This is a genomic window from Luteibacter sp., assembly GCF_036500425.1.
GTDB lineage: Bacteria > Pseudomonadota > Gammaproteobacteria > Xanthomonadales > Rhodanobacteraceae > Luteibacter.
The window spans coordinates 1-13,196 of the sequence record NZ_DASYCB010000070.1 but is presented as its reverse complement, the minus strand read 5'-3'; the positions used below and the strand labels follow the sequence as shown (position 1 = coordinate 13,196).

Annotated in this window: 11 protein-coding genes; 4 read left to right on the top strand and 7 right to left on the bottom strand. The window is 63.7% G+C overall.

The genetic code is table 11. The annotated features are described in order from the left end of the window. The first annotated feature begins 89 nt into the window (after nt 1-89). From VGN46_RS17185 to pilH, 3 genes are all read left to right on the top strand, one after another. Nucleotides 90-671: a TIGR00730 family Rossman fold protein gene (locus tag VGN46_RS17185; protein WP_331645450.1), complete on the top strand. Its 582-nt coding sequence runs from the start codon at nt 90-92 to the stop codon at nt 669-671. A gap of 87 nt (nt 672-758) precedes the next feature. Beyond that, on the top strand, nt 759-1,751 hold the full coding sequence (locus tag VGN46_RS17180; RefSeq protein ID WP_331645448.1) for a YhdH/YhfP family quinone oxidoreductase: 993 nt from the start codon (nt 759-761) through the stop codon (nt 1,749-1,751). 181 nt (nt 1,752-1,932) lie between these two features. Next, nucleotides 1,933-2,298: a twitching motility response regulator PilH gene (pilH, locus tag VGN46_RS17175; RefSeq protein ID WP_247427790.1), complete on the top strand. Its 366-nt coding sequence runs from the start codon at nt 1,933-1,935 to the stop codon at nt 2,296-2,298. Nucleotides 2,299-2,388: 90 nt separating this feature from the next. On the opposite strand, the gene VGN46_RS17170 is transcribed toward pilH, so the two are convergent. Both VGN46_RS17170 and VGN46_RS17165 read right to left on the bottom strand, forming a co-directional pair. Beyond that, nucleotides 2,389-3,309 (bottom strand): DnaJ C-terminal domain-containing protein, encoded by a 921-nt coding sequence (locus VGN46_RS17170; protein ID WP_331645443.1) that lies wholly within the window; start codon nt 3,307-3,309, stop codon nt 2,389-2,391. A 94-nt stretch (nt 3,310-3,403) separates the two neighbouring features. Next, nucleotides 3,404-3,856: an Hsp20/alpha crystallin family protein gene (locus VGN46_RS17165; protein ID WP_331645441.1), complete on the bottom strand. Its 453-nt coding sequence runs from the start codon at nt 3,854-3,856 to the stop codon at nt 3,404-3,406. A gap of 201 nt (nt 3,857-4,057) precedes the next feature. Between VGN46_RS17165 and VGN46_RS17160 the strand changes: the two genes are divergently transcribed. Continuing rightward, nucleotides 4,058-4,540, top strand: a complete 483-nt coding sequence (locus tag VGN46_RS17160; RefSeq protein ID WP_331645440.1) for a peroxiredoxin — start codon at nt 4,058-4,060, stop codon at nt 4,538-4,540. Nucleotides 4,541-4,663: 123 nt separating this feature from the next. On the opposite strand, the gene gyrA is transcribed toward VGN46_RS17160, so the two are convergent. The 5 genes from gyrA to VGN46_RS17135 form a co-directional block, all read right to left on the bottom strand. Next, nucleotides 4,664-7,297, bottom strand: a complete 2,634-nt coding sequence (gene gyrA / locus VGN46_RS17155) for a DNA gyrase subunit A (protein WP_331645438.1) — start codon at nt 7,295-7,297, stop codon at nt 4,664-4,666. Nucleotides 7,298-7,457: 160 nt separating this feature from the next. After that, complete coding sequence (gene mtnA / locus VGN46_RS17150; RefSeq protein WP_414675268.1) at nt 7,458-8,465, bottom strand: S-methyl-5-thioribose-1-phosphate isomerase; 1,008 nt, start codon at nt 8,463-8,465, stop codon at nt 7,458-7,460. A 153-nt stretch (nt 8,466-8,618) separates the two neighbouring features. Continuing rightward, a complete protein-coding gene (locus VGN46_RS17145) occupies nt 8,619-9,686 on the bottom strand; it encodes a class III poly(R)-hydroxyalkanoic acid synthase subunit PhaC (RefSeq protein ID WP_331645434.1) in 1,068 nt (355 codons plus the stop codon). Beyond that, nucleotides 9,683-10,645 (bottom strand): poly(R)-hydroxyalkanoic acid synthase subunit PhaE, encoded by a 963-nt coding sequence (locus VGN46_RS17140; protein WP_331645432.1) that lies wholly within the window; start codon nt 10,643-10,645, stop codon nt 9,683-9,685. The genes VGN46_RS17145 and VGN46_RS17140 overlap by 4 nt, the downstream gene beginning before the upstream one ends. A gap of 40 nt (nt 10,646-10,685) precedes the next feature. Beyond that, nucleotides 10,686-13,064, bottom strand: a complete 2,379-nt coding sequence (locus VGN46_RS17135) for a glycoside hydrolase family 3 N-terminal domain-containing protein (protein ID WP_331645430.1) — start codon at nt 13,062-13,064, stop codon at nt 10,686-10,688. Nucleotides 13,065-13,196 lie beyond the last annotated feature (132 nt).

The following is a 13,196-nucleotide window of genomic DNA, read 5'->3' as shown; positions in this document are numbered from 1 at the left end:
GCGCGCTTGCGCGCGATGTGCTTGCCGCAAGATCCATCGCGCGCAAGCGCGCTCCTACAAGTACATCGGAGATCAAGACCATGCGTGATATCAAAGCCCTTTGTGTTTACTGCGGCTCGAGCAGCGGTAGCCGGCCGGAATACACCGAAGCGGCGAAGGCATTCGGCACTCGCCTTGCGCAAGAAAACATCGCCCTCGTCTACGGCGGCGGCAAGGTCGGCCTCATGGGTACCGTGGCCGATGCGGTGGTCGCCGCGGGCGGCCGTGTCATCGGCGTGATCCCGCGCCAGCTTGTCGAGAAGGAAGTGGCCCACACCGGCCTTTCCGAACTGCATGTCGTCGAGACCATGCACGAGCGCAAGACGCGCATGTACGAGCTCTCCGATGCCTTCGTCGCCCTGCCCGGCGGCTTCGGCACCATGGATGAGATGTTCGAAATGCTCACCTGGGCCCAGTTAGGCCTGCACACCTACCCCTGCGCCTTCCTCGACGTGCTCGGCTTCTACAAGGGCCTCTCCGCCAGCATGGACCACATGGTCGCCGAGGGCTTCGTGAAGCAGGTGCAGCGCGAACAGGTCTGGTTTGGCGACAGCATCGACGCGGTATTCGACTGGATGAAAACCTACGAATCCACGTACGCCCCCAAATGGATCACGAAAGAGTCCGTATAAAACACCGTGGGAGCCCACGACGCGACCCTGTAGGAGCGCGCTTGCGCGCGAACCCTCAACACAACAAACGTGCAGGAGAAGCCGCCCATGCCACCCATGAAGGCGTTTCGGATTAACAACGACGCCAGCGGCTACAACGCCGGCATTACCCGCATGGACACCGACGCGCTTTCGCCAGGCGAAGTCCTGGTCAAAGCCGAATACTCCTCGGTCAACTACAAGGACGCCCTGGCCGGCACCGGCAAGGGCAAGATCCTCCGCCAGTACCCACTCAACGGTGGCATCGACGTCGCCGGCACGGTGGTGGCCTCCACCGACCCAGCGTTTCGTGAAGGCGATAAGGTCCTGGCCACGGGCAGCGGCCTTTCGGAAACGCGCGATGGCGGCTACGGCGAATACACCCGCCTGCCCGCCGCGCTCACGATTCCCCTGCCCCCCTCGCTGAGCACCCGCGAGGCGATGATCCTGGGCACCGCCGGCTTTACCGCCGCCCTGGCCCTGCTCCGCATGCTGGATAACCGCCAGCACCCCGACATGGGTCCGATCGCCATCACCGGTGCCACGGGCGGCGTCGGCATGCTGGGTGTCGATATATTCACGCGCGCCGGTTTTCAGGTGCATGCGGTCAGCGGCAAACCGGATCATTTCGAGTTCCTGCGCGGTATTGGCGCGGTCGAATGCATCGACCGCCACCACCTCGCCTTCAGCGGCAAGCCCATGGACTCGGCAAAGTACGGCGGCATGCTCGATAACGTCGGCGGCAGCATGCTCGCCGGCTTCCTGCCGCAGATCGCCCCGTACGGCAACGCCGCGATCTGCGGCCTCGCCGGCAGCCCGGAGCTGCCCACCACAGTCATGCCCTTCATCATCCGCGGCGTGAGCGTCCTGGGCGTGGCCTCGGCCGGCACCGCCCGGGATATCCGCGACGAGGTGTGGCGCCGCCTGGCGAGTGACTGGAAACCACGCCATCTGGACACGATCTGCACGAAGGAAGTGGCACTGGAGGACGTCGCCAGCGTCTTCGAGACCATGCTTTCCGGGGGTTCGTTTGGCCGAACCGTGGTCAGGATCACCGGCTAAGTGCCTGCTCAGGCAGGTTTAGGTCTTTTCACCATTGATACAAGGCGGAGGGCCAGTAGAATGGGCCATCGCCAATGGCCACACGCGCGACGGTTTAACGTCGCCGGAAGACACGCGGCGGCCACCGGACCATGGCCGCTTCAAAGCAAAATAATCGGGCAACGCCCGGGGGAATCACTTAATGGCTCGTATCCTGATCGTCGACGATTCGCCGTCGCAGCTCCTGGGCATCAAGCGCATCGTCGAGAAACTGGGCCATGAGGCACTCACGGCCGAAGACGGTGCCGCCGGCGTCGAAGCCGCCAAGCGCGAGCTGCCGGACCTGATCCTGATGGACGTGGTCATGCCGAACCTCAACGGGTTCCAGGCCACGCGCACGATCAGCAAGGAAGAAACCACCAAGCACATCCCGATCATCCTGGTGACCACGAAGGACCAGGACACCGACAAGGTGTGGGGTCTGCGCCAGGGCGCGAAGGACTACGTGGTCAAGCCGATCAAGGAAGAAGAGCTGGTCAAGGCACTGAAGACCCACCTGCCCGCCTGAATCGCGAACCCCCTGTAGGAGCGCGCTTGCGCGCGACGGGGTTGCCGCACCACCCATCGCGCGCAAGCGCGCTCCTACAAGAGCTCGCCTTCAACGGCGCGGGTCGAAATCCTTGAACGCGTCTTTGAATTCGGCGTAAGCCGCTTGTTCTTCATGCGTTTCCGGCACGGGGACGCGGATTTCCAGTACCACGATCTGATCGCCCGGCTCGCTGCCGGGCAGGCCACGGCCCTTCAGGCGTAGCTTGCGCCCCGATTGCGTGCCTGCCGGGATGCGCAGATCCACCGCCCCACCCAGGGTCGGTACGGCCACCGTGGCGCCCAGCGCGGCTTCCCACGGCGAAATCGGCAAGGTATGCGTCACGGTGCGGCCATCAAGCCGGAACCGTGCGTCGTCGCGAATGTTGATCTCCAGCAGCAGGTCACCCGAGGGGCCTCCACCGCTGCCAGGATGGCCCTGCCCGCCCAGACGGATCGTTTGGCCACTACTGATGCCGGCCGGGATCTTCACCTCGAGCACACGCTCACCGCCCGACGAATCATTCAGTACGACGCGGGTCTTGCCGCCGTTGAAGGCCGTCTGCAGGTCGGTATCGATCTTGGCGTTGATATCACGCCCACGGCGCGCCTGCGCCTGCTGCGAACGCCCACGCGCACCGCCACCACCGAACAGGCTTTCGAAGAAGTCGCTGAAGTCGCCGCGTCCCGCTCCGCCACCCATGTCGCCGAAATCGAAACCGCCACCGCCGCCCTGGCCCCAACCCGGCGGCGGGCGGAACTGCTCGCCCTGCCGGTAGCCACCCGCGCGGAACTGGTCGTACTGACGGCGCTTCTCGGGATCCTTCAAGGCCTCATTGGCCTCGTTAATGGCCTTGAACTTCTCTTCCGCACCCGCTTCCTTGTTCTTGTCCGGGTGGTACTTGCGCGCCAGCTTCCGATACGCCGCCTTGATCTCGGCATCGGTCGCTTCGGGTTTTACCCCAAGAATCTCGTAGTAATCCTTGAACTCCACAGGCTCTCCCGCCGGGCATGTGTCGATAAGTGAAAAGGAAAAGGCCCGCGGTGGACCAATCCACCGCGGGCCAGATAGCCAAGCTTAGACCGAATCAGCCCGCTGCGTTGACCGTGATACGACGCGGTGCGCTCTGGGCCTTCTTCGGGATGCTGATTTCCAGCACGCCGTTGGCGCCCGAGGCGGTGATGCCCTCGGCATCCGCGCTTTCCGGCAGCGTGAAGCTACGCTTGAACGCACCTGCCACGCGCTCGACCCGAGCGTACTTGCCTTCGGTCTCGCTGGCGTAAGCCGCACGCTCGCCCTTGACCGACAGGACGTTCTTTTCCATCTGGATCTCGATGCTATCCAGGGCCACGCCCGGGACATCGGCCAGGATCAGGAAGCGGCCGGCTTCTTCCCGGATATCGACGCGTGGCGCCCAGGCGTTTTCGCTGGCGGCGACCGGCGCAGCGGCTTCGCCCGCGAAGAAGTGGTCGAACACATGGCGCAGTTCATTCCCAAACACCGGCGCACGGCGAAACGCTACATGACGAACCTGGTTCATCTGTCTGACTCCAATAAGGTTTTTCGGCCCCGCGGCCGTCTGGGAACAAACATATGATCCCTCCGCCGTGATTCAAGGCCCCTATCGCCAGCTCCTTGTAGGAGCGCGCTTGCGCGCGATCAGGTCTACGTCACGCCCCCATCGCGCGCGAGCGCGCTCCTACATTTAGACTTGGGGAATTCCCACCACGAGGCAGGCCCCATGACCATTGCTGTTGGCGACCGTATCCCCGAATCCACCGTCACCTACTTCCAGGAAGGCATCCAGACCGCCTCCACACTGGACCTGATGGGCACTGGCAAGGTCGTGCTCTTCGCCGTGCCTGGCGCCTTCACGCCCACCTGCTCCAACAAGCACCTTCCGGGTTACATCTCGCACATGGAGGAATTCGAGCAGCGCGGCGTGAAGGTATTCTGCGTGTCGGTCAACGACGCGTTCGTCATGGACGCCTGGGGCAAGGAACGCGGTATCCCCGAGAACCTGCACCTGCTGGCCGATGGCAACGCCGCCTTCACCAAGGCGCTCGGCCTTGAGCTCGACGGCACCAAGAACGGCATGGGCATCCGCGCCAAGCGCTTCGCCATGTATCTCGAAGAGGGTGTGGTGAAGGTGCTCAACATTGAAGCACCGGGTGAATTCCGGGTTTCGTCCGCCGAAGCGATGCTCGAAGCCATTGATGGCTGAGCTACCTTTACCCTTGTAGGAGCGCGCTTGCGCGCGATTCGCGGATGTCGCAAGCACCCATCGCGCGCAAGCGCGCTCCTACAGGTGAAAAAAAACCCGCCGTTAGGCGGGTTTTTGTTTTGCTTATTCGCCGTCGACCGGACCGGATTCGATCGGCGGCATGTCGGCCGCCGCTTCACCGTTCGGGGTTTCGCCCGGCGTGACCTCGCCTTCGCCTTCCACCTCGGATTCCTCCTCAGCTTCAAGGCGGACGATACCGATCAGGGTCTCGTCCTTCGGCAGCTTGATCAGCGTGACACCCTGGGTATTGCGACCCACCTGGGCCACTTCCGAGACGCGGGTACGCACGAGCGTGCCCTGGTCGGAGATCAGCATGAGCTGCTGGGTCTCCGTGACCTGCGTGGCGGCGACCAGGTTGCCATTGCGTTCGGAGCACTGGATGCCGATGACACCCTGCGTGCCGCGACCCTTCTTCGGGAAATCTTCCAGTACGGTGCGCTTGCCGAAGCCGCGGGCGGTAGCGGTGAGGATGTCACCCTCGCCGTGGGCGACGATGAGCGACACCACCGTGGCGTCGTCGGCCAGCAGCATGCCGCGCACACCGGTGGCGGTGCGGCCCATGGAGCGCACCTTGTTCTCGTCGAAGCGCACGACCTTGCCGTTCGAAGCGAACAGCAGCACATCGCTCTCGCCGTTGGTCATGGCCACGTCGACCAGCGCATCGCCCTCGTCGAGGTTGATGGCGGCCTTGCCCTTCTGCAGCTGGAACGCGAACTCGGTGAGCGGCGTCTTCTTGACCGTGCCCTTGCGGGTGGCGAAAAACACGAAGCAATTCGGGTCGTAATCGCGAATCGGCAGCACGGCCTGGACCTTCTCACCCTCACCCAGCGGTAGGAGGTTCACGATGGGCTTACCACGCGCACCCGGGCCGGCTTCCGGCATCTGGTACACCTTGAGCCAGTAAACGCGACCGGTGCTGGTAAAGGTAAGCAGTGTGTCGTGGGTGTTCACCACCCACAGCTGCTGCACGACATCTTCGTCCTTCAACGCCGAGGCGGAACGACCCTTGCCGCCACGCTTCTGCGCGCGGTACAGGCTGGCCGCCTGCCGCTTCACGTAGCCCGTGTGCGACAGCGTGAGCACCACGTCTTCCGGCGCGATGAGGTCGAGGACGTTCAGGTCTTCCTGCGAATGCTGGATCTCGGTACGGCGCTTGTCGCCGTAATCCGAGCGGATCTGCTCCAGCTCGCCACGGATGACTTCGAGCAGGACAGCCGGGTTTTCCAGGATCTCGATGAGACCACGGATGGTCTCGAGGATCTCGCGGTATTCGTCGCTGAGCTTGTCCTGCTCCAGGCCGGTGAGGCGGTGCAGGCGCATCTGCAGGATTTCGGTCGCCTGGATCTCCGACAGCTGGTAACCATCGGCGCGCAGGCCATCGCGCGGATCCATGTCTTCCGGGCGCGAGGCTTCGGCACCGGCGGCGGAAAGCAGGGCCTGGACCATGCCCGGCTCCCAGCGACGCGCCACCATGCGCTCGCGGGCTTGCTGCGAGGACGACGAGGTGCGGATCAGCTCGATCATCTCTTCGATGTTGGCGAGCGCGACCGTCAGGCCTTCGAGGATATGCGCCCGCGAACGCGCCTTGCGCAGTTCGAAGATGGTACGACGGGTAACGACTTCGCGGCGGTGGCGGATGAACGCCTCAAGGATGTCCTTGAGGTTCAGCAGCTTCGGCTGGCCATCGAGCAGGGCCACCATATTGATGCCGAAGGTGACCTGCAGCTGGGTCTGCTGGAACAGGTTGTTCAGCACGACATCGCCCATGGCATCGCGGCGGATCTCGATCACCACGCGCATGCCGTCCTTATCGGACTCGTCACGCAGCTCGCTGATACCTTCGAGCTTCTTTTCCTTGACCAGCTCGGCGATCTTTTCGATCAGGCGAGCCTTGTTCACCTGGTACGGCAGCTCGTGGACGATGATCGTCTCGCGACCATTGGCCTCGGTTTCGATCTCGGCGCGCGCGCGAACCAGGATGCGGCCACGGCCGGTGCGGTACGCCTCGACGATGCCCGACGAGCCGTTGATGATGCCCGCGGTCGGGAAATCCGGACCGGGGATATGCGTCATGAGCTCATCGACGCCGAGCGAGGGTTCTTCGATCAACGCCAGCACGGCGTTGATGACCTCGGTCATGTTGTGTGGCGGGATGTTGGTGGCCATGCCCACCGCGATGCCCGCGGAACCGTTGACGAGCAGGTTCGGCACGCGGGTCGGCAGGACCAGCGGCTCGCTTTCGCTTTCGTCGTAGTTCGGCCCGAAATCGACCGTTTCCTTGTCGATATCGGCGAGCAGCTCGTGGGTGAGCTTCGCCATGCGCACTTCGGTGTATCGCATGGCCGCGGCGTTGTCGCCATCGACCGAACCGAAGTTACCCTGGCCATCGACCAGCATGTAGCGCAGCGAGAAGGGCTGGGCCATGCGGACGATGGTGTCGTAAACCGACGCATCGCCGTGCGGGTGGTATTTACCGATGACGTCACCGACGACGCGCGCGGACTTCTTGTAAGCCTTGTTCCACGAGTTGCCCAGTTCGTTCATGGCGAACAGGACGCGGCGGTGCACGGGCTTCAGGCCATCGCGTACATCGGGCAGTGCACGCCCGACGATGACGCTCATCGCGTAGTCGAGATAGCTCTGGCGCATCTCGTCTTCGATGTTGACGCGGATGACTTCTTTGGCGAGTTCTGCCATCAATCGGCTTCCTGGGTGTCCGTGTGAGTGCCCCCGCCGACCCTGAGTTTCGCCCTACGGGCGCCACGGTCGGCTCAACCCGTCGATGATAACACAACGGGTGTCGAAATGACAGCTAAAAAAGCTGTAAATTCAATGGGTTACAGGGGTGTTTTGGCGATCACGGAAACATGATCCGCATCTGCTCTTCATCGGGCTTAAGGATCACGCCGCGCTCGGTCACGATGGCGTCGATCAGGTCGGCCGGGGTGACATCGAAAACGGGATTCCAGGCCTCGGCGCCCTCGATGACCGTGCGGGTACCGCTGACCGAAAGCAGCTCGGTGGCGTCGCGCAATTCGATCTCGATGTCGTCGCCGCTGGCCGTGGCCATGTCCACCGTGGTGGACGGCGCGACGACCATGAACTTGACGCCATGGTGGCGCGCGGCGATGGCCAGCTGGTAGGTGCCGATCTTGTTGGCGGTATCGCCATTGGCGGCGATGCGGTCGGCACCGACGATCACCCACTTCACCTTGCCGTCCTTCATGAGGTGCGACGCGGCGGAATCGGCGATGAGCTTGGCGGGGATGCCGTCGCGGACAAGTTCCCACATGGTGAGACGCGCACCCTGCTGCCAGGGGCGGGTTTCGCCGGCGAACACCTGTTCGATGCGGCCGGCTTCCACGCCCGCGCGGATCACGCCCAGCGCGGTGCCATAGCCTGCGGTCGCGAGCGAGCCAGTGTTGCAATGGGTCATGACGTGCGAGCCGGCTTCGATCAACGCTGCGCCGAGTTCGCCCATGTGGCGGTTGGCGGCGAGATCTTCGTCCTGGATCGCCTGGGCTTCGGCTTCGAGCGCAGCCGCATCGGCGCCTGCGTCGACGCGCGCTTTCATGCGATCCAATGCCCACATCAGGTTCACCGCCGTCGGCCGCGCCGCACGCAAGGTGGCCATGGCCTTGGGCAGGTCTTCGCCCCCCTTGGCAGCCAGCACCACGCCCCACGCCGCCGCGATGCCAATCGCCGGCGCGCCACGCACAGCCAGGTCGCGAATAGCCCGCGTGACATCCTCCGAGTTCACGCTATCGAACCAGATTTCTTCCGCCGGCAAGCGGCGCTGGTCGAGCAGGCGGAGGCGATCGCCGAGCCATTGCACGGCGCGAATGGAGTCGTGGGAGGTCGTCATGTTCATCCTGCGATTATCCCATGTAGGGGCGCGCTTGCGCGCGATGGAGCAGGACCCGGTTCAGCCGCTCCTGTGGCCCCTGTAGGAGCGCGCTTGCGCGCGATGGGTGCTCGTCGTACCCCCGGATCGCGCGCAAGCGCGCTCCTACAGGGGTTATCGCTTTGCGAGCCAGTCGTGGATGGCCGGCGGCACGAGTTTCTGGGCGCGGCCCGAAACATAGATACCGATGTGGCCGCCGGGGAATGGCAGCGCGGTGTAGTCCTTGCTACCGACAGCGTCCTTTAGCGGAATGGAGGCGGCGGGCGGCACCAGGTGATCCTGCTCGGCGTAGACGTTCAGCACCGGCTGGGTGATCGTACCGAGGTCAATCGTGCGGCCACCCACGGTGGCCTTGCCCTTGATCAACAGGTTCTTCTGGAAGAAATCACGGGCGAACTGGCGGAACGTTTCACCGGCCTGGTCGGGCGAATCGAAGATCCACTTTTCCATGCGCAGGAAGTTTTCCACTTCCTTCGGGTTATCCAGGATATCGACCATGGCCACGTACTTCTGCTGGTTCAGGCGCAACGGCTTCAACGTGAGGTAGGCGAAGTTCATCAGGTCGGCCGGGATGTTGCCGATGGTGTCGACGAACAGATCGATATCCACGTTGCGCACCCAGTGCGAAAGCATGTTGTCGGGCGTGTGGAAATCCACCGGCGTGACCATGGTGATCAGGTTCTTGACCTTGTCGCCGTGCAGCGCGGTATAGCAAAGCGAAAAGACACCGCCCTGGCAGATGCCAAGCAGGTTGATCGCAGTTAGGGCATGGCGGTGGCGGATGACATCGACGCAACGATCCAGGTAGCCCTCGATGTAATCCTCCAGCGTGAGCCAGCGATCGGCACCGTCTGGGTAACCCCAGTCGATCAGGTAGACATCCTCACCCTGCTCAAGCAGGTTGCGCACCATGGAGCGGTCTTCCTGCAGGTCGACCATCCACGGGGTATTCACCAGCGCGTAGCAGATCAGCAAAGGCGCCTTCGCCGTCGGCTTCTTCGTGCCCTTGAAGCGCCACAGCGTCAGCTTGTCTTCGGTGTAGATCGCCTCGCGCGGCGTGGCGCCGAGTTCGATCGGTCCCACGTTTTTCAGCGTCTCCATGCCCGTTTCCACCTTGCGGCGGAACGCCTCGACCTCCTCGCGCACACGTTCCGGATCGAATGAGAATGGATTCGCGCTCATCGCGCCCTACCCTTCACCGAACCCTTCGCACCCGCCTTCGTCGGCGCCGCCTTCTTAGCGACCACCTTCTTCACCGCAACCTTCGCGCCCTTTGTAGGAGCGGCCTTGGCCGCGACATCTTTTCGCGAGGCCTCCACAGGATGCTTCCCACCGCGCAACGCCGTAACTTCCGCACGCAACGCCTCAACCTCAACGGCGAGACCCTGCATCTGCCGCAACTCGCGCCGCACCGCCTGCAAGCGCTCACCGAGGCTATCCACCTCGCGACGCGTCGGCATGCCAGCCTGCACGGCAAACCGCTCTACCTGCCGTTGCTGCAGTACCTTCAGGCGCATCTGCGCGTTAACCAGCGAGGCATACACTTCGCGAAATTCTTCCGACATCGCCGCATCGGCGTAGCTCTCTTCCGAGAGATTCACCCAGCGGTCGTACACCGCGCGCAGGCTACCGGCATCGGCGGGCATGCCCTGCGAACGCAAGGTGTCGCCAGCACGATCCTGCACGCGCTGGATCAGCGATTGATAGCGCGCGAATTGCTGGGCGTAATCGATCCAGGCGACCAGCAAGGCCTGCTGCTCTTCCTGCTGCTCGCGGTTCAGTCCCAGGCCCGGCATGGACAGGGCTTCACGCGCTACCCGTGCCCATTCATCGAACCCTTCCGAACCCGGCTGGGCGCCGGGCGGTGGGCCGTAGCCGAACGGCGGCATGCCTGGCGCCGGGCCCGCCTGGCCGAAGGGCGGTGTGCCGTGGGCGAACGGCGAAGCAGGCGGCTCGCCCGACGTGAACGCGCGCATCCAGTCGCCGTAGCCGCCAAGGCCGGCGAACAGACGCCCCATGATGTCGGCGGCCTGCGCCTCGGCCGGCTCCGCTTTTGGGTCGAATTGCTTGGCCCAGGTCTCGACGCCCTGGCGGACGAAGGCCTGGTACTGCTCGATGAAATCGTTCGGTTTATCAGCCATGCCCGTATGGTACGGCACCCGGGGTGTGGGTGCCCCGCCGTTATGGCGCGACCGTGAACGCCGCCTGCTGATTTGCCGCGGAGCTGCCGCCCACCCATACCGTGTACTGCGTCGGCTCGACGACTTCCTGGCTCTTCGCATTCCAGAACGAGAGTTCAGGGAAACCGAGCTGGAAGGTCACCTGCTTCGACTCGCCCGCCTTCAGGGCGATGCGCTGGAAACCCTGGAGGCTTCGTACCGGCTGCGTCACGCTGGCCCCCAGGTTACGTACGTACAACTGCACCACTTCGGTACCTGCGCGCTCACCGGTGTTCTTCACCGTGGCCGTCACCGTAACGAGGTTGACTGCCCCCGCCCGGTTGGCCTCGGCCAGCGGGACGCTCGCACGTGAAACCTGTACGTCCGAATAGCCAAACGTGGTGTAAGAAAGGCCATGACCAAACGGATACAGCGCGTCGTTGGCGACATCGATGTAGCGCGAGATAAAGCTGGTGTCGCGGCCCGGTGGCTGGGTGAGATCGGCGTTACCGGGCGGCCGGCCGGTGGCGAACTGGTTGTAATAAAGCGGTTCCTGACCTACCGCGCGCGGGAAACTCATCGTTAGCTTCCCACTGGGCGCCACATCGCCGAATAGCACATTGGCTACGGCATGCCCCGCCTCGGTACCCGGGAACCAGACCGCCATGATCGCCGGCACGTGCTTGTCGGCCCAGTCGAGCACGAGTGGGCGGCCAGAGAAAACGAGCAGTACCACCGGCTTGCCCAGCGCCGTGACCCGCGCGAGCAGCTTCTGCTGGTTGCCGGGGAGGTCCAGATGGGCACGCGAGCCTGCCTCACCACTCATGCGCGAGGATTCGCCCAGCGCCATCACGACGACATCGGACGCCGCGGCAGCATTCAAGGCCTCCGCAAAACCGGCCTCTGAGTCGGTCTCGACATCCGTGCCATGCGCGTAAACCAGTTCGCCGCCTTGCGCTCTCATGCGCTCCGCGAGGCCATCGCGCAGCGTGACCACATCGGGCACGTGCTGCGCACCACCCCATGCGCCCTGCATTTCACTCGCATCGTCAGCGAGTGGACCGATCAAGGCGAGCTTTTTCACCGAGGCCTGCAGGGGGAGCACGGGAGCGCTGTCACGGCCGCCGTTTTTTAACAGTACGAACGATTCCTCGGCGGCGCGCCTGACCAACGGTCGATGCGCATCAACCGCTTCGGTGACTTCCGTCGCGCGTGCATACGGTTGCTCGAACAAGCCCAGCGCGAATTTCACCCGAAGCACGCGACGCACGGCCTCGTCCACGGTAGCTTGCGAGAGCTTGCCCTCCTTCAGTAACACCGGAATCTGTGTGTCGTAGTAATGGCTCATCATGTCCACCTCGACACCCGCCTCCAGCGCTTTCTTCGTCGCCGTGGCGGCATCCAGTGCGATGCCGTGATGGGTCAGCTCCATGACAGCGGTGAAATCGCTCACGACGAAACCATCGAAACCCCATTCCTTACGCAGGATATCGGTCATCAGGTAGGAGTTTGCCGTTGCCGGTACGCCATTGAGCGCATTGAAAGCACTCATCATGGTGGCCGCGCCCGCGTCTACCGCTGCGCGGTAAGGTGGCAGGTAAACCTGGCGAAGGCGGATATCCGACATATCAGTCGTGTTGTATTCCCGCCCGGCTTCGGCGGCACCGTACGCTGCGAAATGCTTTACCGAAGCAGCGACGCTCTGCGGGTCGGCGAGGCTGTCGCCCTGGTAGCCACGGATATAAGCACGCGCCATGGCGGCACCGAGGTAAGCATCCTCACCGGCACCTTCGGTGGAGCGGCCCCAGCGCGCATCGCGCGAGATATCCACCATGGGGGAATAGAACCACTTCACGCCTGCCGTGGTGGCCTCCGTGGCGGACATACGGGAAAGGTCCTGGACCAGCTGCGGATCCCAGGTCGCGGAAAGACCTAGCGGCACCGGATAGATCGTGCGATAGCCGTGGATGATGTCGGCACCGAACAGCAGGGGAATCCCAAGCCGGCTTTTCAGGGCCGCTTCCTGGAAACGACGGGTACGTGCCGCGCCGGTGACGTTGAGCATCGAGCCAAGCTCACCCTTGCGAGCCAGGGACAGCGCATCGACGGCCGTGCGCGTTTCCGGATTCAACGCGATGGCGCTATCACCCGCTGCGGTGTCAGACGCACCGGTGGCGCCGTATTGCACCAACTGGCCGATCTTCTCTTGCAGTGTCATACGCGCGAGCAGCGCATCGACCTTCTTCTCGATTGCGGGCGAAGCCAGCTGCACGTTGGAGGGCGCCATGCCGGGCAGGCTCGCCTGCGGCGCGTCAGCGGCTTGCGAGGTTGCGGCGATGGCGAACATGACGCCCAGGAACAGAACGCATGGACGCATGCGGGAAGGAACGGGGATGCTCACGGGTTCTCCGGAAAGGTGCGCGTGGGGACGGCAGCAAACCCGAGACTGACAGCGAAACGTTTACATCGCTAGGCGCAAGAATAACTGCGACTACCTTTGTAGGAGCGCGCTTGCGCGCGATGGGTCTTGCTG